Origin of the sequence: Alkaliphilus metalliredigens QYMF, assembly GCF_000016985.1 — a bacterium.
GTDB lineage: Bacteria > Bacillota > Clostridia > Peptostreptococcales > Natronincolaceae > Alkaliphilus_A > Alkaliphilus_A metalliredigens.
The window spans coordinates 4,247,894-4,274,575 of record NC_009633.1 but is presented as its reverse complement, the minus strand read 5'-3'; the positions used below and the strand labels follow the sequence as shown (position 1 = coordinate 4,274,575).

At 35.9% G+C, this 26,682-nt stretch carries 26 protein-coding genes; 24 read left to right on the top strand and 2 right to left on the bottom strand.

The features are described from left to right. The first annotated feature begins 422 nt into the window (after nt 1-422). A complete protein-coding gene (locus AMET_RS20470; RefSeq protein WP_012065200.1) occupies nt 423-1,400 on the top strand; it encodes an S-layer homology domain-containing protein in 978 nt (325 codons plus the stop codon). 67 nt (nt 1,401-1,467) lie between these two features. Here the strand turns inward: AMET_RS20470 and AMET_RS20465 are convergent, their stop codons facing one another. After that, nucleotides 1,468-2,139: a hypothetical protein gene (locus AMET_RS20465; protein ID WP_012065199.1), complete on the bottom strand. Its 672-nt coding sequence runs from the start codon at nt 2,137-2,139 to the stop codon at nt 1,468-1,470. A 680-nt stretch (nt 2,140-2,819) separates the two neighbouring features. On the opposite strand from AMET_RS20465, the gene addA reads away from it, so the two are divergent. The 20 genes from addA to AMET_RS20370 all read left to right on the top strand — a co-directional run bounded on the left by addA (nt 2,820) and on the right by AMET_RS20370 (nt 23,453). Further along, nucleotides 2,820-6,413: a helicase-exonuclease AddAB subunit AddA gene (addA, locus tag AMET_RS20460; protein ID WP_012065198.1), complete on the top strand. Its 3,594-nt coding sequence runs from the start codon at nt 2,820-2,822 to the stop codon at nt 6,411-6,413. After that, nucleotides 6,410-7,630 carry a metallophosphoesterase family protein gene (locus tag AMET_RS20455; protein WP_012065197.1) on the top strand — a complete coding sequence of 407 codons (1,221 nt, stop codon included), beginning with the start codon at nt 6,410-6,412 and terminating at the stop codon, nt 7,628-7,630. Before addA ends, AMET_RS20455 begins: the two co-directional genes overlap by 4 nt. Then, the gene (locus AMET_RS20450; protein ID WP_012065196.1) at nt 7,620-11,144 is read left to right on the top strand and encodes an AAA family ATPase; all 3,525 of its coding nucleotides are present in this window, start codon (nt 7,620-7,622) and stop codon (nt 11,142-11,144) included. Before AMET_RS20455 ends, AMET_RS20450 begins: the two co-directional genes overlap by 11 nt. A gap of 115 nt (nt 11,145-11,259) precedes the next feature. Continuing rightward, nucleotides 11,260-11,718 (top strand): CBS domain-containing protein, encoded by a 459-nt coding sequence (locus AMET_RS20445; RefSeq protein ID WP_242661343.1) that lies wholly within the window; start codon nt 11,260-11,262, stop codon nt 11,716-11,718. Between the two features lie 214 nt (nt 11,719-11,932). Then, nucleotides 11,933-12,334, top strand: coding sequence for a hypothetical protein (locus tag AMET_RS20440; protein WP_012065194.1), 402 nt, complete (start codon nt 11,933-11,935; stop codon nt 12,332-12,334). A gap of 14 nt (nt 12,335-12,348) precedes the next feature. Beyond that, complete coding sequence (locus tag AMET_RS20435) at nt 12,349-13,359, top strand: ABC transporter ATP-binding protein (protein ID WP_012065193.1); 1,011 nt, start codon at nt 12,349-12,351, stop codon at nt 13,357-13,359. Beyond that, complete coding sequence (locus AMET_RS20430) at nt 13,343-14,119, top strand: ABC transporter permease (protein WP_012065192.1); 777 nt, start codon at nt 13,343-13,345, stop codon at nt 14,117-14,119. Before AMET_RS20435 ends, AMET_RS20430 begins: the two co-directional genes overlap by 17 nt. Nucleotides 14,120-14,254: 135 nt before the next feature. Then, nucleotides 14,255-14,419 (top strand): hypothetical protein, encoded by a 165-nt coding sequence (locus AMET_RS26015; protein WP_157047321.1) that lies wholly within the window; start codon nt 14,255-14,257, stop codon nt 14,417-14,419. 13 nt (nt 14,420-14,432) lie between these two features. Next, entirely contained in the window at nt 14,433-14,792 is a 360-nt protein-coding gene (locus AMET_RS20425) for a hypothetical protein (RefSeq protein WP_012065190.1), read from the top strand. Between the two features lie 10 nt (nt 14,793-14,802). Further along, the gene (locus AMET_RS20420) at nt 14,803-15,231 is read left to right on the top strand and encodes a hypothetical protein (protein WP_012065189.1); all 429 of its coding nucleotides are present in this window, start codon (nt 14,803-14,805) and stop codon (nt 15,229-15,231) included. 308 nt (nt 15,232-15,539) lie between these two features. Then, nucleotides 15,540-16,049, top strand: coding sequence for a Na+/H+ antiporter subunit E (locus AMET_RS20415; RefSeq protein ID WP_012065188.1), 510 nt, complete (start codon nt 15,540-15,542; stop codon nt 16,047-16,049). Next, complete coding sequence (locus AMET_RS20410; protein WP_012065187.1) at nt 16,046-16,312, top strand: monovalent cation/H+ antiporter complex subunit F; 267 nt, start codon at nt 16,046-16,048, stop codon at nt 16,310-16,312. Before AMET_RS20415 ends, AMET_RS20410 begins: the two co-directional genes overlap by 4 nt. Before the next feature lie 12 nt (nt 16,313-16,324). Next, complete coding sequence (gene mnhG / locus AMET_RS20405) at nt 16,325-16,618, top strand: monovalent cation/H(+) antiporter subunit G (RefSeq protein WP_012065186.1); 294 nt, start codon at nt 16,325-16,327, stop codon at nt 16,616-16,618. 7 nt (nt 16,619-16,625) lie between these two features. Further along, on the top strand, nt 16,626-16,865 hold the full coding sequence (locus tag AMET_RS20400; protein ID WP_012065185.1) for a hydrogenase subunit MbhD domain-containing protein: 240 nt from the start codon (nt 16,626-16,628) through the stop codon (nt 16,863-16,865). Further along, a complete protein-coding gene (gene mbhE / locus AMET_RS20395; protein WP_012065184.1) occupies nt 16,862-17,167 on the top strand; it encodes a hydrogen gas-evolving membrane-bound hydrogenase subunit E in 306 nt (101 codons plus the stop codon). Before AMET_RS20400 ends, mbhE begins: the two co-directional genes overlap by 4 nt. 1 nt (nt 17,168) lies before the next feature. Beyond that, on the top strand, nt 17,169-17,591 hold the full coding sequence (locus AMET_RS20390; protein WP_012065183.1) for an MnhB domain-containing protein: 423 nt from the start codon (nt 17,169-17,171) through the stop codon (nt 17,589-17,591). Then, entirely contained in the window at nt 17,591-17,974 is a 384-nt protein-coding gene (locus tag AMET_RS20385) for a cation:proton antiporter subunit C (RefSeq protein WP_012065182.1), read from the top strand. The genes AMET_RS20390 and AMET_RS20385 overlap by 1 nt, the downstream gene beginning before the upstream one ends. Further along, on the top strand, nt 17,967-19,463 hold the full coding sequence (locus AMET_RS20380) for a complex I subunit 5 family protein (protein ID WP_012065181.1): 1,497 nt from the start codon (nt 17,967-17,969) through the stop codon (nt 19,461-19,463). Before AMET_RS20385 ends, AMET_RS20380 begins: the two co-directional genes overlap by 8 nt. Nucleotides 19,464-19,486: 23 nt before the next feature. Beyond that, on the top strand, nt 19,487-21,556 hold the full coding sequence (locus AMET_RS20375) for a complex I subunit 5 family protein (protein ID WP_041721168.1): 2,070 nt from the start codon (nt 19,487-19,489) through the stop codon (nt 21,554-21,556). Nucleotides 21,557-21,590: 34 nt separating this feature from the next. Then, a complete protein-coding gene (locus AMET_RS20370) occupies nt 21,591-23,453 on the top strand; it encodes a complex I subunit 5 family protein (RefSeq protein ID WP_012065179.1) in 1,863 nt (620 codons plus the stop codon). An 81-nt stretch (nt 23,454-23,534) separates the two neighbouring features. Here the strand turns inward: AMET_RS20370 and AMET_RS20365 are convergent, their stop codons facing one another. Beyond that, nucleotides 23,535-24,497, bottom strand: a complete 963-nt coding sequence (locus AMET_RS20365; protein ID WP_157047320.1) for a hypothetical protein — start codon at nt 24,495-24,497, stop codon at nt 23,535-23,537. Between the two features lie 255 nt (nt 24,498-24,752). On the opposite strand from AMET_RS20365, the gene AMET_RS20360 reads away from it, so the two are divergent. From AMET_RS20360 to AMET_RS20350, 3 genes are all read left to right on the top strand, one after another. Next, on the top strand, nt 24,753-25,373 hold the full coding sequence (locus AMET_RS20360) for a hypothetical protein (RefSeq protein ID WP_012065177.1): 621 nt from the start codon (nt 24,753-24,755) through the stop codon (nt 25,371-25,373). A 171-nt stretch (nt 25,374-25,544) separates the two neighbouring features. After that, nucleotides 25,545-25,913, top strand: a complete 369-nt coding sequence (acpS, locus tag AMET_RS20355; RefSeq protein WP_012065176.1) for a holo-ACP synthase — start codon at nt 25,545-25,547, stop codon at nt 25,911-25,913. Nucleotides 25,914-26,012: 99 nt separating this feature from the next. Beyond that, a complete protein-coding gene (locus AMET_RS20350) occupies nt 26,013-26,672 on the top strand; it encodes a LolA family protein (RefSeq protein WP_012065175.1) in 660 nt (219 codons plus the stop codon). Nucleotides 26,673-26,682 lie beyond the last annotated feature (10 nt).

The following is a 26,682-nucleotide window of genomic DNA, read 5'->3' as shown; positions in this document are numbered from 1 at the left end:
ATATGCGAGGTGCATTTTCATGGACTTGCAACTAGAGTTGCTACCCCACGACTATTACTATAACGCACTTGGATTTGATTCGGAACTCATATTAAAAAGATTTTTTAAAATCTCTTGCAATCTAGCAAATTACTTCTTTGTAGTATCTTTTTTGTAATAAGTACTGGTTAGTAAATATAAACTGTAATTAATTTGTAAAATAGTTTTGAAAAAAGAAATGATATAATGAGATTGTAAAAATAGCTTAATTATACAATAAATTTCCAACTGATTTATAAATTTGAATTAAAGAGAGGTGAAACATAAGAAATACTTAAAAGGAATTTCATGGAAATATGAGAGAAAATAGATTGCAAGGCTACTATCTCTACGTATTAACAATAAAATTTTCTTGCAAATCTTATTTTATGAGGAGATTAAATATGTTCGTAAAAAATCAAAGAAGTAAAAAATCAAAAACTTTTTTAGTGCTTACGATAGTACTAAGCTTATTAGCTACAAATATGAAAATAACAACGGTCCATGCTTATAATAATTTTTGGTCGGGTGAAGCCATAGCTGATTTTATACATAATAAAGTAGATGTATCTATACTTGACGATAATAAATATACAGAAAACATAACCCGAGAAGAATTGGCAGAGTTGATTATATCTATGTATGCTATAGGAACCCAAACGAATAAAGAAGATATACCTTTAAAAGAAAATCCATTTAAAGATACAGATTCAATAGATGTTCAAAGAGCTTATTCATTAGGACTTATAAAGGGAATAAGTAAAGATGAATACGCACCAATGTCTAATATAACTAGAGAAGAACTTGCAATCGTAATAGCCAAATTTTTGAATATTAATGGAATTGATACTGATGTAAGCGGCAATTTAAATAATTTTTCAGATGAAAAAGATATAAGTAAATGGGCTTATAATGCTATGCTTTATTGTGTTAATGAAGGAATTATTAAAGGCTTCAATAATCGATTAGATCCTAAATTACCCACTACTATAGAACAAGCTTTGATCATTCTAGATAAAATTGCTTTGCGATACGAATGGTTTACACCTTCAAAAGATAGTTATTATGATGGTTTTTTTGTACCTAGAGATACGGAACTAAACATTTTTGTACGGGGAGATGTTTCACCTTTAATAGAATGGGGTGAGATAAAAAGTCGCGAGAAATTGGAAAATGATTTATATTATATGCTAAATAGTAAATTAGAAGATACTGTACAAATAAATGATTTAATAAAGATTATAATAAACACTGAGTCTTATTATTCTAGTGGAAATACACAAGATTTTATTAAGTTTTTTGAAATAGATGGAACTACATTTAGAGTAATATCATCGTATGATTCATCTGAAACATGGGTAAATATTAATTCATTTCAATAGTATAAAATTAAAAATAATAGTAGAGTAAAAAAGCATTACGCTACTATTATTTTTATATAAAAACATTTTATCTAAAATCGCAAGAGCCTGTATCTATAACATATCCACCACTATCTTCTGTAGGAGGAAGATAACCATATCTACTGCGATCCATAGTGCCTTCATCTGCATATCTCAATAATTTACTATTAGATATTCTTAATTTTTCATATGTGTAACTTGTGGTTGTTAATGTACTTTTTGAGAATGTTGTATCACTAAAATATGCATCGCAGGGAATATAAGGATGTCTGTTTGCTGCGATAACAAGTTCTCTATTTATTTTAGCTCCGCCTGCAAAAGCTTGGGCTGCTGCTGATGTTAATGGAATGCTTAGCGTTTTCAATTTCACAGAATTTTTCCAGGCTTCAGCAAGGATTTTATTACCACTTAAATAAGTTTTTAACTCTATAGTATCTCTTTTTGATACATTTACTTCTACATCACCATCAGTAGGATTACAGGTATTTGAAAAACTATGATAAAACAATTTGAATTTTTTATCCCTGTAGATTACACCGACATCTAATCCATAAGAATTCTTATAAAAGCCATGTATAAATTCAGGAAATACTCCATCGTATACAGTTGCTGCTGAATCTTTTTCAAAACCGCAATTATTTGGTAATTTTAATGTACTGGCAATACCTATATATTTTGTATAACTAGTAGCTCTATGTGCAACATGATATCCGCCCATAAAAATCATCTCCTTTTCATTTTATATTTATTTTTTTATAGAACCTTTCTTAAATATATAATCTTTTATTTCTACAACATTTTTTTTCACATCTTCCATTAGATTCAATTTATCTGTTAAATTTCATGTAATCTCTTGATACTTTTTCTCCTTGTCTTCTTGACGAAAATCTCTTCTCTCTTAATTTTTTAAGATGTAAAAAAATCAGAGCTACAGCAAGTACTGTTCATATTTCTTGGGTGGATGCTAATTCAAATATTTTTTGTTCAAATGTCTTTCCTCCTCCTAAGTTTTTTTGATGATCTTCATTTTGTTTACACATATTGAATTAATATCTTGAGAATTTTTAACCGGTTATTTCCTTCTCACTATATACAAGCGATTTTTAGGAGGAAATGTAAACCTCTCTTTTGAATATTTTTTTGTTTTTTTATATTTAAAAGATATTTTGCTTGGTGACTAAAATACCATGTTTATACTAATTTCAAGTGAATTGATAATACTAATCTCTGTAGGAGCCATAGAGAGGAAAACAACAGTTTTTTAGGGACTGTTGTTTCTAAAACATTCGTTCTATATATGATATAATTAGAGCAATAAAAACGAGACTTAATTCAGATGAGGTTTTGATCCCACTGAATTGTAGCCCAGGATAAAGTATTGAAATGAGGTGTAGGGTAATGAAAAATTGGACTACAGAGCAACAAGCTGCCATAGACGCCAGGGGAAGTAATCTTTTGATCTCTGCTGCAGCTGGATCCGGTAAAACAGCGGTGCTTGTTGAACGGATTATTCAAATTATTTTAAAGGATAAAATTGATATCGATAGACTTTTGATCGTGACATTTACCAATGCAGCCGCTGGAGAAATGCGAGAAAGAATCGCAGGAGCTATTATGGAAGAAATGGAGAGAAAGACCGAGCAAGAGGCCCATTTAAGAAGACAGATCAATTTGCTTAATAGAGCCTCTATCACAACCATCCACTCTTTTTGTATCGACGTGGTCAGAAGACATTTTCATATTATTGATGTGGACCCTGGATTTAGAATTGGAGACATAACAGAAACCAGTATTATGAGACTAGAAGCTTTAGAAGAGCTGTTTGAAGAGGAATACCAAGGGGCCCATGAGACATTCTTTAGGTTAGTAGAAGCCTTTGGAGGAACAAAGGAAGATAGGCCATTGCAGGATTTAGTATTAAAGGTATATGGATTTATTCAAAGTCAGCCTTACCCGGAAGTGTGGCTTAAGGAAAAGGTAGGGGACTTTTCCCTGTCTATTGAAGACTTTGATGAGAGTTTATGGATTAAAACCATCAAGAGTAGGATTGAAATTCAATTAAAAGGAGCCATGGATCTTTTAAATAATGCCCTCAGTATTGCACAGGAGCCAGGGGGACCGGAAGTATATGAAGAAGCCATCCTTTCAGATTTAGGTCAAATAAGCGAGCTGTATGATAGCCTAACCCTACCTATTACATCATTTTATGAACATTTAAATCACATCAATCATGCCAGATTAAAGCCTTCAAAGGAAAGCGACCCGGTATTAAAAGAGGAGTCCAAAAACCTAAGAGATAAGGCTAAGGGCATTATCAAGGACATTAAAGATAATATTTTTACCGTGAGTCCCGAGGCCTATGTAGAGGATTTAAACAAACTTCATCCTTTAATGGATTATCTATATCAGTTAGTGACGGGATTTACCAGCAGATATGCCCAAAAGAAAGCCGATAGGGGTATCGTTGATTTTAATGATCTGGAACATTATGGACTTGAAATTTTAGCCAATGAATTGGTAGCTCAGGAGTATCAGCAAAGGTTTGAATATATTTTCGTTGATGAGTATCAGGACAGTAATATCGTACAAGAGACCTTGATCCAATCCATTAAGAGAAAAGATAACCTTTTTATGGTGGGGGATGTAAAACAAAGTATTTATCGTTTTCGTCTAGCGGACCCAAGCCTATTTATAGAAAAGTACGAAACATTTGGAGAAAAAGAAGGAGACATAAATAGACGAATAGACCTTGCTAAAAACTTTAGAAGTAGAGGTGAGGTGTTGGCCGGAGTTAATTATCTATTTAAATATATTATGTCCAAGGAGCTAGGAGAAATAGGATATGATCATAGGGCGGCCCTATACCAAGGGGCTAGTTTTGAGTCCATTAAGGAGCCATCTATTGAAGTGAATCTAATCGAAAAAAATATGGAGATAGATGAGGACATAGAAGAGGAGCTACAGGAACTGGCTGATATTGAAGTAGAGGCTCGTATTATAGCCAAAAGGATTAAGGATTTATTAAACGAAGAAATCTACGATGAAAAGAATGAAGTTTATCGAAGGTTAGAATTTAAAGACATTGTTGTGCTTTTAAGAACCACGAAGAATTGGGCACAAAGCTTTTTAGAGGCATTTATTCGTGAAGGAATACCTGCCTACGCCGATGCAAATACAGGTTATTTTGAGGCCATCGAAGTGGGAATGTTCCTTAATCTACTAAAGGTAATCGATAATAAAAGGCAGGATATTCCCCTAATCAGTGTGATGAGATCTCCTATTGGTGAATTTACAACGGCGGAACTGATTGATATTAGAATTAATGATAAAAATGGTACCTATTATGATGCAATAGAAAAATATATTGAAAAAAATGAGGATGCGTTAAAAGACAAGCTGGTTTCCTTTATTGAAAAGCTTAACAAATGGGGAAATGAGGCTAGATATATTAAAATAGATCAGTTTATATGGAAGCTCCTTATGGATACGGGTTTTTACTATTATGTAGGAGCAATGCCTGGTGGACTTCAACGACAAGCTAATCTTAGAATTTTATTTGACCGTGCCAGTCAATTTGAAAAGACCTCAATAAAAGGTTTGTTTAACTTTATCAAATTTATTGAAAAGCTTCAAGGTAGTAAAGGTGACATGGGTGCAGCAAAAATACTTGGGGAAAACGATAATGTGGTTCGTATCATGAGTATCCACAAAAGCAAGGGTTTAGAGTTTCCTGTGGTCATTGCAGCGGGTATGGGTAAAAACTTTAACCTAAGGGATACCAGTGCAGATGTGCTATTGCATAAGGATTTAGGCCTAGGGCCCAAATTTGTGGACTCTAACTTGAGAACATACAGAGACAGTATTGCGAAGCTTGCCATGAAGGATCAAATTAAGATAGAAAGTCTATCTGAGGAAATGAGAATTTTGTATGTTGCCTTTACCAGACCCAAAGATAAGTTGATTATCGTTGGCTCTTTACGGAAAATTGACAGGCTGGTTACAAACTGGAACCAGGCGGACAACATCTATTCACTAATGAATGCCAAAAGCTACTTAGATTGGATAGGTGCTGCATTGATTAAGCATCCTCACGGAGAAGTGTTAAGAGAACTAGGTGATTTTGAATTTAATGAACTGAAATATAAGGCTGAGGATTCTAAATGGACAGTAAACATTTTAGGTAGGCAAGCTGTTGTATTAGAAGAGCATGAAAAACGATTAAAGGAAGAGGAATATAAGGAAAAGTTGACCCATTTTAATCGAGAGGACTTTTCGCCACATAGGCACACAGAACACAAAGAAGAAATTGATAACAGGCTTAACTGGCAGTATCCTTACCCCCAGGCAACTGTGATCCCCTCTAAGCTTTCGGTGTCGGATATTAAAAAAGCCAATATGGGAGAGATGGATTCTATTGTACATCAAATCCCCACACTTGTTAAAACCCCAAAGTTTATGGAGGGTAAAAAGGCCCTGACTGCAGCGGAAAGAGGGACCATTATTCACTTTGTACTTCAGCATTTAGCATTAAATCAAGTTGGAAGTGAAGAGGAGATCAGTCAACAGATAGACTTGATGGTGGCCCGGGAGTTGATTACTGAAGAAGAAGCTCAGGTCGTCAATGTAGGGAAAATCGTAAATTACTTTAAGAGTGAAATAGGAAAGCGAATGCTTGGGGCAGAGAAGGTATATCGAGAATCACCATTTATTATTGAAAAATCCGCTAAGGATGTCATCCATGGGTTATCTGAAAATCTAGAGGAAAAGCTACTTGTTCAAGGGGTGATAGACTGCTACTTTGAGGAAATGGATGGTTTGGTATTGGTGGACTATAAAAATGACATTGTCCTCAATGGAGATACCGCCAGCATCATGACAAGATATGATGTGCAACTAATGATGTATGCAGAAGCCCTAGAGCGTATTACAGGAAAACAGGTAAAGGAAACATATTTATACTTATTCGACGTGGATCAAGGGGTGAAACGATGAAGATATTACACACATCTGACTGGCATTTGGGTAAGACTCTAGAGGGGAATAGTCGTCTGGCAGAACAGGAACGATTTTTAGAGGAGCTCGTTACCATTGTAAATGAAAAAGAAATCGATTTGATTTTAGTTGCTGGAGATATATACGATACCAGTAATCCACCAGCCCAGGCAGAAAGACTTTTTTATGACAGTGTTAAAAAGCTTTCTGCAAATGGACAACGGCCCATTATTATTGTTGCTGGGAACCATGATAATCCTGATAGGCTTGTGGCTGCAAGTCCGCTAGCCTACGAGCATGGGGTTGTATTACTTGGAAAGCCCAAAAGTATTGTTGAAATAGGAAAGTATGGGACATTTGAAATTGTAGATTCTGGAGAAGGGTTTTTAGAAATAGATCTTAAGGGAGAACGGGTCGTGATTTTGACACTTCCTTACCCCAGTGAACAAAGGCTTAATGAGCTGCTTTCCGAGGAATTAGCGGAGGATGCTAGACGGAAATCTTATTCAGCCCGAATTGGAGAAATTTTTAGCAACTTGTCTGAAAAACATAGGGAGGATACCATTAATTTAGCCATATCGCACCTCTTTGTCATGGGGGGAGAGGAGGTTGGATCTGAGAGACCCATCCAGCTGGGGGGCTCATTAACGGTGGATGCCAATCATTTGCCCCAAAGGGCTCATTATGTGGCCCTTGGACATCTTCATAAACCACAAAAGGTTGTGGGTAGCGGTAAGATAAAAGCATATTACTCTGGGTCTCCCATCGAATATAGTAAAAAAGAGGTACATTATAGCAAAAGTGTTTACGTAGTAGAAGTTAACCTGGGCCTTGATACCAAGGTAGAAGAAGTTTATTTGAAAAATTATAAACCAATAGAGGTTTGGAAATGTAAGGGAATCAAAGAAGCTCTGATACGATGTGAAGAGGATGGAGAACGAGATATTTGGGTTTACTTAGAAATTCAGACGGATAGAGTGATGACCCAATCTGAAATTAAGGAAATGAAGAAATTACGTCCTCATATTGTGGAGATTAAACCTGTATTTCAGGAGATGGATAGGGAAGAAGAGGAACTTGAGGATATGACAACCATGAGGATTGAAGACTTGTTTAAGGACTATTACATATATAAAAATGGTGTTCATCCAACTGAAGAGTTAATGGATTTATTTAGTGAAATTGCCCAGGGAGAAGGTGACGAAGATGAGACCTAGTCTATTAAAGATAAAGGGAATCAATAGCTTTAATGGTGAGCAGGTGATTGAATTTAATCGACTAGTAGAAAAAGGACTCTTTGGAATCTTCGGACCTACGGGTAGTGGAAAATCTTCGATACTAGATGCCATCACCTTAGTCCTATATGGAAACATTTCAAGGGATTCTAAGGAATTTATTAATACGGAAGTGGATCGAGGAGAAGTTAGCTTTGAATTTGAAATCCTAGATGGAAAGAGACGCAGGACCTATCGTTTGGAACGTGGGATTAAGCGCAAAAAAAATGGAGGAATAGAAACCACAGTAGCCAGGATGATGGAGCTAGAGGTCGATGGAATCAAAATATTGGCAGAAGGGGTCACTAATGTAAATCAGGAAGTCATGAGAGTGATAGGACTGAGCGCCGATGACTTTACACGTTCTGTTGTGCTACCCCAGGGGAAATTTAGTGAGTTTTTAAAGCTCACAGGGAGAGAAAGACGAAATATGCTAGAGCGTATTTTTGGACTAGAGCAATATGGCAAAACCATAATGGATAAGATTTCTACCCAACGAAAAAAATATGATGTAAAGCGAATCGATTTAGAAGGCCAACTGAAGGGTTATGAAGGGATTACAGGGGATTATTATAAAGAAGTAGCAGAACATCTAAATTTATTACTAGGGGAAGAACAGCTACTGAAGGTTGAAATTCTAAAGCTAGATAAGGAGTACCAACAGGGTAAAAAAACCTGGGAGCTACAAGAGGAACGACGGGGTTATGAAGCGATTAAAAAAACGTTAGAAGAAAAAAAGTCGGAAATAGAAGAAAATCGAAATCAATTTGAAATGGGGAGGAAGTCTAACCTCCTTAAACCGTACCTGACAAATTTAAAAACCATAGAAGAAAAAATCAATGAAAATAAGATTAATTTAGAAAAACTAGAAACAGATTTGCCACGGGTAAATGAAAAACTAAAGGAAGTCCAAGAAAACCACCAAAAATCCCTAGTCTATAAAGAAGAACAATTCCCTAGTTTAATTGCTAAAGTAGAAAGCTGTAAGCAGGCTGAAGAGATGGAGGAGCAAAACCAACTGCTTATAAAAGAAATAAAGGCTCTTGAAGAATTGTATGCCTATCATTACAAGGAGAGCCAAGAAAAAGCTAAGGGATTAGAAAAATTAAAAGTGAAAAGAATTGAGGGTAAAGAAAAAATAACAGAAATAGAAAAGTATTTAGAGGCAATTTATATTGAGTCCCACATTCGTGAAGGCCTAGAACAGGGCTATAGTCTAGAAAAGGATATGGAAAGAGTATTACTAGAAAAAAAAGAAAATGAAACAATGCTTGTGGCTTTATCTAAAGTGATAGAAGAGAACAAAATAAAGCTAAAGGAAAAAACACAGATAAAAGAAGGGCTAGAAGCAGGGTTAAGTACATTTGTTGAAGCCCAAAAACATTTAGAGCAGAGTCCATTAAAGGAAGAAAACATTGTTTTTACAAATAAGATGGAACTAGAAAAAAGGAAACAGCAGTTAATAACCCTAAGGGATCACACGACTCAAAGATCCACTTTAGTTAAAGTACTAGAAGCCCTATTAAGAGATAAAACACAATTAGAAAATAATAAAGAGGCATATATTACAAAAATCAGGGAAGCAGAAAGTGGGTTTGAAACATTAAAAGTGGAAGTGAAAAAAATTGAGATGGAATCCGTAGCTGCTAATCTGGCTCAACACCTACACCAAGGAGATTCATGCCCTGTATGTGGTTCAAAGGAACATCCTCATCCCGCAGAAGGGAAAGCGGAAGCACTTCTGATAGAGAAGAACAATGAGCTGGGTAAAAGTGAGACCAAGCTACTTGAATTAAAGGAAGAAAAAACAAAGATAGATATTTCCCTTGCACAAGTAGATAAAGAGGGGGATATGAAAAAAACCTCCTTAGAGGAGATTGAAAAATTAGTAGGAAATCAATCCTTAGAAGATTTTAGAAAAGAAGTTGATGGGTTAGAAATAGAATTAATAAAAGTAATAAAGGAAAGAGAAGCATATACTAATAACAAAACCAAGACAGAAGCAGAAATAGAAAAGCACAAGGAAGGAATAAATAGCAACAATACCCTACTGACAAAGTTAAATATAGAAATACAAAAAGACAGTGAAAGCCATGAGACACTAATTAATAAAATTCAGAAGCTACGCAAAAATAGTAATGAGATCTCTTCATCAATTGAAAAATTAAAGGAAGGTCTTAAAATTGAAAATATTGTTGTCGAATATAATCAAATGAAGGGTCTGGATAAAGAACGGTGGAAAAAAGAAAAAGAATTAAAGGATTTGAGGGAAATTGTAGAAATAGAAAATCATCAAAGAGAAGCATTAGAAGAAGGGCTACATTCCTTAAATTTAGAAATAGCAAAAAATAAACAACAGTTAGATGGAAACAAACAGCACCTGAACATGTCCATTGAAAAAATAAAGAAGCTTGTTGAAGATAATAATCCTAAAACCTATAGAGTAACCCTAGAAAACAGAATGAAAGAAGTAGAAGAAACAGAAAAGAACCTTAAGGTAAGGGTTGAAAAGGGTAGTGCCTTGCAACAGAAGATGGTAGAAGAAAAGGCCATAGCAGAAAACAACAGAGTTAATTTAGAGAGTGAGTACAGTCTAAAAAAACAAGAGCTAGAAAAAATGACTCAAGATCAAGGGTTCAATTCTCTAGAAGAGATAGAAAAATATGTGATCATAGAAGAAGAGCTCGAGAGATTAGAAAAACAGATTATTACCTATGATGATGATGTAAAAAATATCAATCATAATATAGGTAGAATTAATAAGGCATTAGAGGGGAATTGTTTAACACAGGAAATGTGGGAACAAATTCAGGCATTGTTGACTGAGAAAAAGCAAGTTCAAGAGAAAATGTCTAAGGAAATTGGAGAATCACAACAGATTGTCAAGGATGTTAAAGTAAAGCTAGAGAATATAAAGGAGCTTAAAAAAAAGGAGAAGAAAATCACCCACAAACTAGATATTCTCTTGGAATTAAGCAAAATGTTAGAGGGAAACAAATTTGTAGAGTATGTTGCAATTAACCAGTTAAAGTACATTGCCAGAGAAGCCTCAAAATGGCTAAAGGAAATTACAAGGGGGAGGTATGCCCTGGAACTAGACAGTAGTGGTAATTTTGTCATGAGAGATGACTTTAATGGAGGGATCAGAAGAGCCACAAACACATTATCTGGTGGAGAAACATTTTTAACCTCCTTAGCCCTTGCCCTAGCATTATCCTCTCATATTCAATTGAAGGGAAGTGTACCATTGGAATTCTTCTTCCTAGATGAAGGATTTGGTACATTAGACAGCGAACTCCTTGAAATTGTCATGAATGCCCTAGAGAGATTGCACTCAGAAAAATTAAGTGTGGGGATTATCAGTCATGTGGAAGAGCTGAAAAACAGAGTGCCAATTAAGCTCATGGTGTCACCCCCAATATATGGTGGGGAAGGCACAACCATAAAGATTATATAAAAAGAATTTATTAAAAGCCATTTAATTGGGTATTTTAATAGTATTCATAACAATTAAATTCATAACAATTAAATTTTGTTTGTTCACTCATTAAAATATATTTTAAGTAGGGGGTATGGATACAATGAAAGCCAGAGATATTATGACAAGGGACGTTATTTCAGTGACCAAGGAAGATACTGTAGAGAAAGTGGTTAAGCTATTGCTAGATAATGGAATTAGTGGATTACCTGTAGTGGATGAAGAAAATCACGTCGTTGGAATTATTACTGAGGGTGATTTGATCTATCGTAGTAAAAAATTGAAAATCCCAAGTTACTTTACCCTATTAGATAGTTACATATTTCTTGAAAATCCACAAAATCTAGGGGATCAAATTAAAAAAATGGTGGGATATAAAGTAGAGGATGTCATGACTAAAAAGGTGGTCAAAGCAGATATTAATGACTCTGTTGAAGATGTAGCTACTTTAATGACAAGCAAAAATGTGAATCGTATTCCTGTTGTTGAAAATGAGATACTAGTAGGAATCGTCAGCCGTAGGGATATTATTAAAAGCTATACAGAAAGCTAAAACCACATAAATAATTAAAAATGACAATATTTGAAGGGCTCTATCATACATTTGTATGTAGGGCTCTTTTATTACGATAAATGCTGTTTTAAAACAGTTGTAATCGTAGTTCTCCTATATAGAGCCATGGTATTACAGCCTTCACACAGGATATGTATCAAGATCTTTATTATGATGAATACTAGAAGAAAGGCTAAAATAAGGAGTGTTTATCATGAAAAGAATGTTTGTATTTATTTTATCTCTATTGATGCTGGCTACTATGGCTTCTTGTGCATCATCTAATAATGGTGAGAGTGAAGATGATAATCGGTATACAAAAGAATTTCCATATCTACCAGACTACGAAGAAAGTATGAAGTTAATTGAATTTAAAGAGGGGGAGGGCGAGGATTTAGATATCGGCACCTACTCTATACCCAATACAACTCCTGAAGGGTTTTTGTCACGTTATGAAGAAATTCTTGTGGAAAATGGATGGGAAAATACCTTAGATAACAAGCCGATTTCTATAAATATGAAAAAAGAAGAACATATAGCGATTATTCTAGTACCTCCAATAGATGAAGAGGACAAAGCGGATACGGATATCATTGTACTGATTTATGCTAACTAGATTAGGATGAATGCATGGTAAGAAGAACATGGAAAGCGGAAGGTGAGAAGATGAAGGATATTCTTCAAGTAAATCATGTTAATAAGTTCTACTATGAAAAAAGAAAAAGATCTTTTCAAGCATTACAAGATATTTCCTTTACTGTAAAGCCTGGTGAAATATTTGGTATTTTAGGGCCCAATGGAGCTGGAAAGACCACAATGATTAAGTGTATTTGTGGGTTATTGTTTTTTGAAGAAGGGGAAATCTCAGTAAATGGTTATTCAATGAAAAAAAATAGAAGAGAGGGATTGAGATACATCAGTGCAGTATTAGAGGGTAATCGCAATATCTATTGGAGAATGACTGTTCAAGAGAATCTGATTTTTTTTGCAGGGATTAATGGCGTGTCGAAGTCTGCAATTAAAGATCGTATGAATGATTTGATTGAGCGTTTCCATTTACAGGAACAACGTCATCAAGTGGTCAACTATTTATCTCGGGGCATGAAACAAAAGGTAGCTATTGCCATCTCCCTCATTACAAACAAACCAATCATTATGCTAGATGAACCTACATTGGGGTTAGATGTGAATATGACCCTAGAAATGCGAGGGATGCTCCAGGAAATTGCACGGGAGGACCAAAAAACCATACTATTAAGTACCCACGATTTACATGTGGTAGAAGCGATTTGCAACCGGGTACTGATTATCAATAAAGGGAAGGTGGTTGCACAGGACTCAGTACAAAACCTGGGGACATTGATGAATCGCCAGATTTATCAAATTAAACTGCACTCACCAGTGAATATTCAAGAAATAGCCAGTATGAATAAACAGATTGGAATCATAAGTGAAAAAAGAAATGGCATAGAGCAAACAATCATAATAGAGCTCAAAGAGGTTGATGATTTATACGATCTATTAGGCCTAATTAAGGATAGCGGGGGACATTTAATAGACTTAACAAAACAACATAAGAATCTTGAGGGGATATTTTTGGATTTAATCAAGGAGGAACAAAAGGATGAAATACCTTTATAGCTTTATGGCTATCTTTCATAAGGAATGGATTGAACTTAAAAGATATTGGTTAAACAGTCTAATTGGATTTATCATCTATATTATTATTTTTATTGCACTTTTTACTGGTGCGCAATATATTGGACAAGCAAATGTTGCTTTAACTGAAAGCCTAGAGGGATTTTTGATAGGATATACACTGTGGTTCATGGCAATGGGGGCATTTTCTGATACAGCCCACGCTATTGTGGATGAGGCTAGAAAAGGAACATTAGAGCAGTTGTACATGACGGAAATTCCCTTTGTATGGTTGTTGGTCAGCAAGAACATTGTCTCGACCCTTTTTTTTACAGTATTCTTTATTGTCATGATTTACGTACAAATGATATTGACAGGAATTCAATTACATGTGGACCTACTAGGGATTTTTGTTGTCTTGTTTGTAGGACTGTTTAGCCTATATGGAGTCGGATTACTATTAGCCGGATTAGGATTGGTATTTAAAAAAATTCAGAACATAATGGGTGCCACCCAATTCATTATTGTGGGATTAATGATGGTATCACCGACGGACAAACCAATATTAAAATTATTACCCTTTACTTATACTAGGGAATTAATTATGAAAATGCTACAAGAGGGAAAGGGACTTCAAAATTTTTCTTCAGAGGATTACGGTTTTTTACTGTTCACATCTGTTCTCTATATGAGTATTGGGATGTATGGTTATAAGGTGGCAGAAAAAGAAGTGCTGAAGAGGGGAATGCTAGGACAATATTAAGCTGTTGATTTTCTGAATAGAAAAAAGTTGCCTAAATATAGAAACTTGAATAAAAGCTTTGACATAATATTGTCAGAGTATTACAATAATAGTAAGAAGAGGTCTCTATATGAGATTCAAAAGGAGGAAAAGCCCATGCGAAAAGTATTGGGATTAACAACTTTTATTGGCACAGGAGTAGGATTGCTGATTTTTTCAGCAATAAGAGGAGAATCATTCGTATATACGATCCTCTTGCTTGTTGTTGCTGTACTGTTTTTTATCGGGTTACCTGATCATTATAAGGAATTATTAAAGTAAGGGGGAAGCATAAATGAAGCTAGATAAAAGTAAATTAATCGTTTTATTGTGCGCATTTGTAAGTGTCGTTGTCACTTGGTATATAAATCATGAAATGGGATATGGAGCGATTGTTGCAAATGGCTTGGTAGGTGTATTGGCAGCTATATTTCTCCCGGGACCTTTGGCGGGAGCAACTTATACTGCATCCTTTGTAGGAATGTCCTCCACAGTTGTACTTCCTTCATTACTAGCTGCGGGAATTGGTGGTTTGGTTGTGGGTGCTGTCATTGTTTTAACCACAGAGATTTATGCTGGGATCGGTGGAAAAGGCGGAACAACTGCTGCGCTATCTGGATTAATCACCAGAACCATTATGAATATTTTGGGATAGGAGGGTGAATATGGAAAATATGATGATTATTATTACTGCAATTTTTGGAGGAATGGCAGCATATTATATCAGTATTGAATTAAACAAGGGTGCCGTGTTTGGCTCAGCTGTTGTAACATTAGTTTCAGGAATTTTTCTACCTCATTTCATTCCAGGTATAGGATCCACATTGGCTGTTGTTGCAACCACTGCTTCTTATGCGGGAATGGTTGCTGTGAAAAATGTACCGAATCTTAAGGAAATGAGCGTCGTAGGATTTATTGTGGGAGCCGTATTTATATTAACAACACCAGCCTATGCAGGCGTTGGTGGAAAGTTAGGTACAATTGCTGCCATTTCATGCTTTACATGGATTGGTATTAAAAAAGTTTATATGATGGTCACAGTGGAACGAAGTAAAGACAAGGTAGTGGAAAATAACCTAATGGATCAAATATAATAAAATGAAACAAATAATCAGTATTGGAGGCCTATATACAGTATATAGGTCTCTTTACATTTAAATGGAAAATTGTATAAATGATTTCATTGAAGAATTGTTAAATTTACTGTACAATATTAAAAGGACCATAACAAAAAATCTAAGTTAATTAATAATCAATATTATTAATTGATAAGGTTATAGCGGAAATAAAAGGAAATGCAAGAAAAATAGTGGAAAGTCTCGATAAATTGTAAAAACACACGTAGGTCCTCGTTAACCCCAATATAAGGGTAGAAATGTAATTAAATAGCAGGAGGTGAACTATGAAAGAAAAAATTTCATTGTTACAAAAAAAGCACATCGTATTGGGAGTGCTCTTATTTACATTTTGGAACATATTATCTCCTCGTATTACTGTAGAATCAATACTAGTTGGGTTGGTGGTTTCCTTTGGCGTTGTACTCTATTCAAGGGATATTGTATTTGATGAAGAAGAGGTAACCCTATATAAGCTTTCTAATATTGGCAAATTCTTCTCTTTTATATGGTGTTTGTTGGTGGAGATTGTAAAGGCTAACATTCAAGTTGCCAAAATTGTATTAAGCCCTTCTATGCCAATTTCACCTAAATTAGTCAGGATACCTGTGAAGTTTAAAAATGATTTTAATAAGGTGCTTTATGGTAATGCCGTGACTTTAACGCCAGGTACCTTGACTGTGGATATAACTGAAAATGAATATTTAGTGCATGCGTTAACAGAAGAGGCTGCAGAAGACTTAATCGATAGTGTGATGGAGCAGCATGTGCTGAGATTAGAGGTGGATGACAAATGATTTTAACAGCTTTGACAGGCATGACAATTTTTTTAGCAATACTGATTTTTTTCTGTCTATATAGAGCATTTATAGGGCCGACAGCTGCAGATCGAGTTGTTTCCATTAATATTATTGCAACTAAGGTGACAGTTTTAATTGCTTTAATTACAATTGTAACTGACCAAGATGCTTTTGTGGATGTGGCGTTAATTTATGCCATGATGGGTTTTATTGCAACAATTTGTGTGTCAAAGTACGTGGAAAAAGGAAAATTGTTTTAGGGGGTGTGTGCATTGATACAAACAGGAATTGTTCTTTTCTTATTAATAGTAAGTAGTTTTTTCTTTTTAGTGGGTACGGTTGGCTTAATTCGAATGCCTGATGTTTTTTGTCGAATGCATGCCACGACCAAGAGTGATACCCTAGGGGCGGGATTAGCGTTATTAGCATTGATCGTTTATAGAGGGTTTGATGTGATTAGTATAAAATTGCTTCTTGTGTTGATTTTTATTTGGATAACAAATCCAACGGCAGCCCATATCATAGCCAAGGCTGCTTATCACAATGATCAAGTAGAGAAGAGGTGAACCACAGGTGCAATTGTTAAATGTAATCTTAGTGATCTTTCTGATTGTTTGCGCCATTGCGGTAGAAGAAACAAAGGACTTATTGGGAGCCGTCATTATATTTGCTACCTATAGCTTGGTTATGGCGGTATTGTGGTTGCTATTAAGAGCGCCTGATATTGCAATGACAGAAGCAGCTATTGGAGCCGGTGTAACAACAATTTTGTTCATTGGTGTCATTAGTAGAACTGGGAGGATGGAAAAGTGAAGAAAAAATTTCTTTTATTTGTATTAGGAGGTCTGCTCTTCGTATTGTTAAGTAGTATTTCAGAAATGCCATCCTTAGGAAGTGCTGAAAGTCCATCCTATAATGAAGTGGCACATTATTATGTTGACAATGCTGTAGAAGACACAAATACGGCTAATGTGATATCTGCAATTATTACGGATTACCGTGCATTTGATACCCTAGGGGAAACAACGGTGCTATTTACTTCTATTGCAGCAGTTATTTCTGTGATGAGTGTAAGTGGTAAAACGCCAAAGGTTGAAAAAAAGGAGGCTGAGTAAAGTGGATGATTTGATTGTTAAGACCATAACTAGAATCGTTATGCCCTTTATTCAATTATATGGTGTTTTTATTGTTTTGCATGGACATATTTCTCCTGGTGGTGGATTTGCAGGTGGCGCCATCATCGGTGCCAGTTTAGTACTTTATACCCTGGCATTTGGATTGAAGAAAGGACATCAAAAGATGCCCCATCGCATCTCTTCAAGGATCGAATCTGGTGGAATTCTCTGGCTTATTTCTCTAGGACTGATAGGTGTGATCATGGGAGGCAACTTTTTAGAAAATCAATCAGCTGGATTTCATATGGGACAGCTAGGAACTGTTATTAGTGCAGGACTGATCCCTTTGGCTACAGTTGGAATTGGAATGAAGGTTGGTAGTACCATGATTACTTTATTTCATACGATGATTGAGGAGGAATAATGATGACAGATTTGAATTCAATTATCGATAATATAAATTATATTGGCGCATTTATTTTGTTTATAATCGGACTGTATACTGTATTAACCCATTCCAATCTTTTAAAGAAAATTATTGGGGTTAATATTATGGAAACATCTATTTTTCTTTTCTTTGTTTCAATAGGATACGTGAAAGGTGCAAAGGCTCCAATTTTAGAGTCTGGCAGTGGCGAATTGATCTATGTCAATCCGTTGCCTTCAGCTATGATTTTGACTGGAATCGTTGTAGCAGTCAGTATCACTGCTTATGCCCTTAGTATTATCGTGAAAATTCATGAAGCTTATGGAACGATAGACTTAGATGAAATTATGGAAATAAGGGGTGGGCAGACCAATGAGTAGCATTCATTTTCCAGTCTATATATTACTTTTATTATTAATTTCAGCAATTTTAATTCCTTTGAAAAAAGGAGACTATGATGATGGCTTTAAGTGGGAAATGATGGGTGTCCTAGGGCTCGCCTGGGCACTATCCTTAAGTCTATTAATCTTTGTGTTAAGGGATCAATCCTTTACCTATACTTTCGGACAATGGAATCCAACTATTGGGATCGAATTTGTTGTTGATGAATTTTCTGCATTAATGACACTGGTGGTATTATCTGTGGCAACCTTAATCATTATTTATTCCTTAAAGGATATAGAACATGAGATTTTAAAGGAACAATTTTTTTCTTATTATACGTTGATTTTTTTACTCTTATTTTCTATGATTGGTATGATTTTTACCAATGATTTGTTTAATTTATATGTATTTATGGAAATTTTATCCTTGACATCCTGTGGGATCATTTCAATTAAGAGAAAAAAAGAAAATCTAATGGCAAGTTTTAAATATCTAATGTTGGGAGCAATTGGCTCTGTATCAATATTAATGGGGATTGCCCTTTTATATATGGTAACAGGCCATTTAAATATGACAGCAGCCTATGAAGTAATCACTCAAGTATGGCAAAGCTATCCACGAAACATTTTAATAGCCCTAGGCTTTATTTTAACGGGCTTTGGAATCAAAGCAGCAATCTTTCCCTTACACATATGGCTACCAGATGCACATTCCAACGCGCCCACCCCATCTAGTGCACTGTTATCTGGATTGGTGGTTAAAGTTTATGTGTTTGCTATTGCCAAAATTTTATTTAGGGTATTAGGACAGGATATTGTTCAATCCATTGGGGTAACGGAATTTATCACTTATTTTGCTGTATTAAGCATGATCATGGGTTCTGTCTTTGCCATCGGACAGACCGACATCAAGAGACTCTTAGCTTATTCAAGTGTGGCACAGATCGGATATATTTTCTTAGGGTTAGGGCTGGCAACGGAGTTAGGATTCTCTGCAGGACTATTTCATGTAATCACCCATGCTTTAATGAAGTCTGCTCTTTTCTTAAGTGCAGGAGCCATTATTTATCAGACAGGAAAACGGGACATTCGAGACTTAGATGGCATCGGATACCAGATGCCTATTACCATGGGCGTGTTTTCCGTTGCTGCACTAGGCATGATTGGCATACCGGGTTTAAACGGATTTATGAGTAAATGGTATTTAAGTTTGGCTGTGCTTGAAGCAGACAAACCGGTATTCCTAATTATGATATTAATTAGTAGTTTTTTAAATGCTATCTATTATTTACCGATTATCATAGCTGCTTTCCTAAAAGAAAGTAATGAAAGAGACAATGTAATGGTTCTAGATCGTTTACCAAAAACAATGATGTACCCAATGGTAATTATTGCCATAGGGTGTGTTGTAATGGGGTTCTTCCCTCATATTGTGATGGACGTCGTTGAACGTGCAGTGCCAACTTTCCTTTTTATTAATAATTAAATTGTGTAATGGAGGAGATTGAAATGAAGGGTGTTCGGGCTGTAAAAGAAAAAGAGCTAAACCCAGTAGGAAAAAAGAAAATCACACTTACTAGGAAGGCATTAGACTTTTTCTCACTCAATTGTATATTGGTTTTTGGGGGCGCATTAGCGTTAATAGCAGGGCTTATTCTGCTATCCTCATCTATGGAAACAACCAGATTAGCTGAAATGGTTGGATTTCGGAGTGTTATTTCACAAAAAATGATTGACTTTATGCTTAACTTTAAGGCACTGCCATTATTGGTCATTATGATCCCATTGGTAGGGGGGCCAATCGAAGCCTATATAGGAAAAAAATCTGAGAATCTAAGGGATATGGCTGTGGTAGATACAACCTTTGTGACTTTACTATTGGTTTTAGCCATGTACCCACAAGTAGCTCAAGGAGAAATGTATTATCACCTCCCTAAATTACTAGGATACGGATTAAGCTTTAAAGTTGACATGCTGAGTTTTATTATGGCAGCTACAGCTGGGGTCCTTTGGTTTCTTGTCTCCATTTATGCCCATGATTATATGGGCATTGAAAACCACCGTAATCGTTTTTATCTATGGATGTCAGTGACATTTGGTGGAATTTTGGGCACTGTTATGGCAGGAGATTTATTTACCATGTTCCTTTTCTTTGAGATTATGACGTTTAGCTCCTATTTTTTAGTGGCACATAATCAATCTAAGGAGTCTATATTAGCTGGTAATAGCTATATTTATATGGGTGTGGCAGGGGGATTAAGTATCTTATTAGGAATGATTCTGCTCTACGCCTATACAGGGACTTTGGAATTTATACCCCTAGCATCTGAAATAAAGGATTTAGGTTGGGTTAAGTATTTAATGACAGGTTTATTTGTAGGGGGATTTGGAATCAAAGCAGGGATGCTTCCATTACACATTTGGTTACCTAAAGCCCATCCTGTTGCACCGACACCTGCAAGCGCACTGTTATCAGGTATTCTGATTAAAGTGGGTGCCTATGGTATTTTACGTGTGTCCATCAGCTTTTTTGTACCAAGTATAACGGAAATCAGTGGGTATGCAGACTCATTGTGGGAAGTATCACAAAAGTTAGGCGCAGTGATTATTTGGATTGGGATTATTACCATGGTTGTTGGGGTATTTATGGCACTGCAGCAGAGTAATATGAAAAAGATGCTAGCCTATCACAGTATCAGTCAAATGGGATATATCGTTATGGGGATTGGCGTAGCAACGTATTTAGGATATAAAGGTGCCATGGGTTTTTCCGGAGGCATCTACCATATGGTGAATCATGCACTGTTTAAAGCACTGCTATTCATGGTTGTTGGGTTAGTTTATTTGAGAACCCATGAACTGGATATGTATAAGCTGGGTGGTATGTGGCGAAAAATGCCCTTTACAGCTTTTTTGTGTATCATAGCAGCACTAGGAATTACAGGGATGCCAGGATTCAATGGATTTGCCAGTAAGTCAATACTACATCATGCCATCATTGAAGCATATGAATATGGGCATCCATCCTTTAGATATGCAGAGATGATTTTCACAGTTGTCAGTGCAGGAACGGTGTGTTCCTTCATCAAACTTTTTAGCTTTGTCTTTCTTGGGAAGTGCCCTGAAAAATATAAAGATATTGAAGGGGAAAAGGGTATGATGGATTTAGCCATGGGTGGTTTGGCATTAATGATCATCGCTGTAGGGCAGGTACCAAATTTTATGATGGATAAATTTATTATCCCAGCAGCCAGAACATTTACCTATGACCCAGCCTTTATCGATAAATATTTAGTCGATATGAATTTCTTTAATACAGCTGATTTGACGGGAATGATTTGGATTTACTTAATGGGTGCGGGAATCTTTATTGTTGGTATGAAGTTTCACTTGTTTCACATCCATCTACCTCAGTGGTTGGATGTCGAGCGTACAGTGTATAAGCCCATGTATAGGGGCGTGGTTAACTTTTCAAAGGGATTTACAAATCGATATGAGATGACCATTATTAGTAGTGATGTTGTGATTTATTCAGTGATTTTAACCAGTGTATTATTTGTATTACTCAAGTTTGCTTAGATGACGGAATAAGCCAAAGGAAAGGGGAACCGATATGAATTTAACCAGAATGATCATACAGCTTTGGCTACCGACGATCATTATTATATTTGGTCTTGTAGAAGCATTAATCATCCCATTTTTGGGTGGGAAAAGAAGATTCATAAGACGATTGTCAGTTAAAGTGATGATTCTCATGACAACAATTTTAATGATTTCCGCCTATGGAGAAGTTCAAAAGGGACCTATTATTTATGAAATCGCGAATGTTTTTGGAAATGGGATTATCTTTAAAATTGATTATCTCAATTATACATTAATGCTCTTTGCAGGACTGATGTGGCTAATTGTTAGTATTTATAGCTCCGTGGATGTGAAAAATATCGGACGGGAAAGAAGTTTCTTCTTTTTCTTTACAATTACCTATATATCAACATTAGGGACATTAATGGCAGGAGATTTATTAAGCTTTTTCCTATTCTTTGAGATAATGACCTTTAGTTCATATGCATTAATGGTTCACCGTAGAGGAACGGAAATTATTGAAGCAGGGAATACCTATATATACATGGGTATTATTGGAGGATTGAGTATCCTCAGTGGAATTCTCATGCTATCAGCCTATACCCAAAGCTATGAATGGGTCAACTTAGCAGAGAAATTTAGTCAAATGGGTATGATTAAATACATCATAAGTGGACTGTTTATATTTGGATTTGGTGTTAAAGCAGGGATGGTCCCCTTTCACTTTTGGGTTCCGAAGATCTACGTTGGGGCACCGATATCTGTTAATGCGCTCTCCTCAGGAATATTGATGAAGGTAGGAGCCTACGGGATTCTAAGGGTGGTCGTTACGATCCTATCTACTAGTCAAGAGGTTGCAGTTTCAGCTGAAGCCATCGTATGGAGCACATCTGAAAATTTAGGTGTGGTGATCATTTGGCTAGGAATATTGACCATGGTTGTGGGGGTTTTTATGGCCCTGCAGCAGGCAAATATGAAGCGGATGCTAGCCTATCATAGTGTCAGCCAAATGGGCTATATCATTATGGGAATAGGGGTTGCGGCTTATTTAGGATATCAAGGGGCCATGGGCTTCTCAGGAAGTCTATATCATATGGTTAACCATGGACTCTTTAAAGCACTGTTATTTATGGTGGCAGGGGCTGTTTATATGAGAACAAAGGAATTGGATATGTATCAACTTGGCGGACTGTGGCGGAAGATGCCTTTTACAGCCTTTGTGGCTCTAATTGCTGTCTTTGGTATTACAGGAATGCCTGGGTTCAATGGTTTTGCTAGTAAATCTATTCTACATCATGCCATTATAGAGGCCTATGAATATGGACATCCATCCTTTAGATATGCAGAAATGCTGTTTACCCTGGTGAGTGCTGGGACGGTTTGCTCCTTTCTTAAATTCTATGGATTCATATTTCTAGGTAAATGTCCTGAGGAACATCAAAAGATTGAAGGAGATGATCCTAAAATGTCTCTGGCAATGGGGATATTGGCAATGCTCATTGTACTGATTGGATTAAACCCTTCTGTTTTCTTGAACATCATGATTATACCTGGATTAATGAGTTTCACCTATGATCCAGCCTTTATTGATAAATATATTGTGGGAATGAATTTTTGGAATTCCCAAGATCTAATTAGTATGGTCGGTGTATATGCTTTAGGAACAGGGATTTTTATTGTTGGATTGAAATATCACCTTTTCCATTTGCATTTACCTAAATGGCTTAATGCAGAAAAGTTTTTATATAAGCCCGTGACAGATTTTTGTGAAGAATTTCCTAATTATTGTGTTCAACGATTTGAAAAGAGAATGATATTTGGTGATGTATTCATCTATGCTATTTTGTTAACTGTTATTATGGGATTACTGGTGATATCGGGTCTTCAAGCATAATAAATTAGTTTTAGTAGACATGTTAAAATACAATGAAAATAGATGGAAAATAAGCAGAGGAGCTTGAATCCTCTGCTTATTTTAGTGAGCACTAAAGGTCTCATCCATGAGCATGATGTTTTTAATCACAATGGGAGCTTTAATCTGTGTTAAGTAGAAGTCTTCATTATTTAACTCATGAATTAAATCATCTATAGAGAGCTGGAACTTTTGAACCACATCTTCGGCATCCTCTTTTATCAAAATGTGACGTATTTGTTCTTCTAGCTCTTGGGCAGATTCCACTGCATCAACTGCTTCAACAAAGTTATCATTTGCAGCCAGTAGGACGCTTTCACGAATATAGAATTTCATTTTAGGTATCTCATTGGGGAGGTCGTCATCAAAATTGCCTCTATATTTTGCTAAGAGGAAGGTGAGCTGATTACTGTGAAAAAGACTCTCCATTATTTCCTGATCTAACACAGTAAGGGATAAACGATCCAGTTGCTCCTCGAATTCTTCAATGTCAGATCGGTCAACCTTAGCCTTTTGAAGTTCGGGCTCTAACACATTCCATTTTCTATGGAGTTCATCAATCAGGTTGTTTAATTCAAACCAAAGCGCTTCCATGTCAGCAGGGGGAAGCTCATCTAAATCTAGGTTCCCTTCGATATCTTCAGCACCAAGAAGGATACCTATAAGCTGATGCTCATGAATGAGGCGCTGGACATCGACACCATTTTCTTTGGTTTCTTCTTCACCTTCATCGTGTTCCTCCGCCAAAACAACCTCATCTTCTTCTGATTTTAAAACGTAGGATTCTTCCATATCTTCTTCCATTTTTTCATTCTCTTCTTCTAACATAGCAACTTGAATCCCTTCAATAGAGTCCAAATCATGCATCAGATTCAGTAATTCCTCTTCCATTTCTTCAAGGACCTGTGGGGTTTCAGGGGTGTTATTAGGATTGTGTTCTTCTTCAGGTCTTTCGGGAGAAGGACTACAGCTAAAAAGCAGTAGAGAAATCATTAAAAAGAGAATGGAAGGAAATATTCTTTTCATTATCGACTTATTATTCATTGAATCACCTCTGTGGTATTTTTACCATTATGATGAAAAACATTACACAAAAATGATAATGTATCGAATATTACAGATGAATCTCTAGACGATATTTGTTATCGCCATATGTATTAAGACAAAAAAGCATGGGTGACCTTGGAAATCAAATAAATGGGACCATGGACTAGCAGGAATTTGAAGGTGAAGTATCGAATTTGTATTAAGTAAAGTACATGTGAAGAAAAGAGGAATCATATGTTATTCAGAAGAAAAAAAGCCATTGAACTGGCAGAAAATATAATCAAGAAGAATCATACTCCCCTATTAATTCGTGATCAACATTGGAAGAAAATGATTAAAGATAATGAAAATAGAAAAGTGATTGCCTTAGCCAAATCATTAGAAGTCCTAGTAGCAGAAGAATTAAAGTCACAGAGAGAATTAAAGGCACTAACAAAAGAAAAGAAGGCTGTGATGAGTCAAATGATTCATCTATCAGATCAAGTCAATCGCCACGAGGGGGACAACGCCTTAGAAGAGTTAGAGGCCGCTAAGGAAAATGTAACAGATATTAATAGAAGGATTGAAGAGATGATGGAAGCGTCAACAGTGTATCCCAAGAAAATAGAAGAAATCAATTTACAATTATTGAAGGAAACTGTGATCATTGCATATGAGAAGATGCGGACCACAGGAAAAAAACAAAAAAAAGTTGATGATGAAATCACTAAACTGAGAGAAAAGTTGGATCAATTAAGGCAGGAAAAAGAAGCATTAGAAATGGATATGAAAACAACATACCATTTTTTGCATGACACAGTAGGACATGAGGAAATGGAAAAGCTAGACTTCCGTTTTTTAGATCCTAAGGAATAAAGCATGAGTCACTTTGAAATCAGAGGATTTGTCGTAGATCCTCTGATTTATTGTTTCAATTTGATGAAAACAGGAGAATTTACCAATATAAAGTACATTATAGTGAAACCATGAATGAATATTTCAATAATATAAAAAAAATGGTAAAATAATAAGTAAAGAGGTGAGAAAATGATCAAGGGGATAGGGATTGATATCATTGAAATAGAACGAATAGCCCGAGCTTTAGAGAAAAACCCAAGGTTTAAGGAAAGATTATTTACCCTTGAAGAGAATCGAGGGTTTATTGAGAAGGGTGGTCATCCAGCTAGCATCGCTGGGGTTTTTGCAGCAAAAGAAGCGGTTGTGAAAGCATTAGGAACGGGTATTAGCAATATGAAGTGGAAGGATATTGAAGTATTGAAGGACTCGGCGGGGAAACCATATATAAAATTGCATAATAATGCTTTGGAAATTGCATATAGTAAAAATATAAATGAGATTTTCATATCCATATCCCACAGTAAGGAAAATGCAGTTGCCCAAGCCATTGCCACTTAGGCAGGGGAAAGAAAATAATGAGTCGAAATAGAGGACATCATATTGACTTCTTATTTTATTGGAAATGCCTTGCGGTGTGAAAGTTGAGGAGGAGAGACGGTGAGACTGCTCAAGGTTGTTTTAATGATGTTGTTAGTGCTAAACATCACAGCATGCCAACAACCTACAGATGAGGAGTTGTTTTATAAGGCACAGAAGAAGCTGGGTGGATTGGAAACCTATGAAACCATTGCGAAAATCTACATCAAGGATGAAAGAGATCAGGAAAGAAGTTATCATTTCATGCAGACATTTAAGTATCCTAATCAATATCGCCTAGAGCTACTAGAGCCAGAGGAATTAAAAGGAACCACGATCCTATCAAATGGCAAAAAATCTTGGCTGATTCAACCATCTATCAATCAGACTAGGATGCTAGACTCATTTGACCACTCCCAAGAGCAAATGATGTTTATTGGATATTTTTTGCGAAATCTTTATGAGGCTGAAGACTCTGGGATTGAAACAGAAACATTAAATGGAGAAGCATATATTGTGATCACAACACCACTACCTGAGGTGAACTATTATTTTTCCTATCAAAAACTTTGGATTGATAAAAAGAAAATTGAACCCGTTAAACTGCATATACTAGATCAAGAAGGGGGAATTCGATTTAGAGTATTTTATGAAAACTTTCAGTACAATCCCATAATAGAAGATACATTGTTTTACTTAAAATCACAGGAAGAGAGAATACTAGAAAACAACGAGAGTTAAAGGAGGAAAA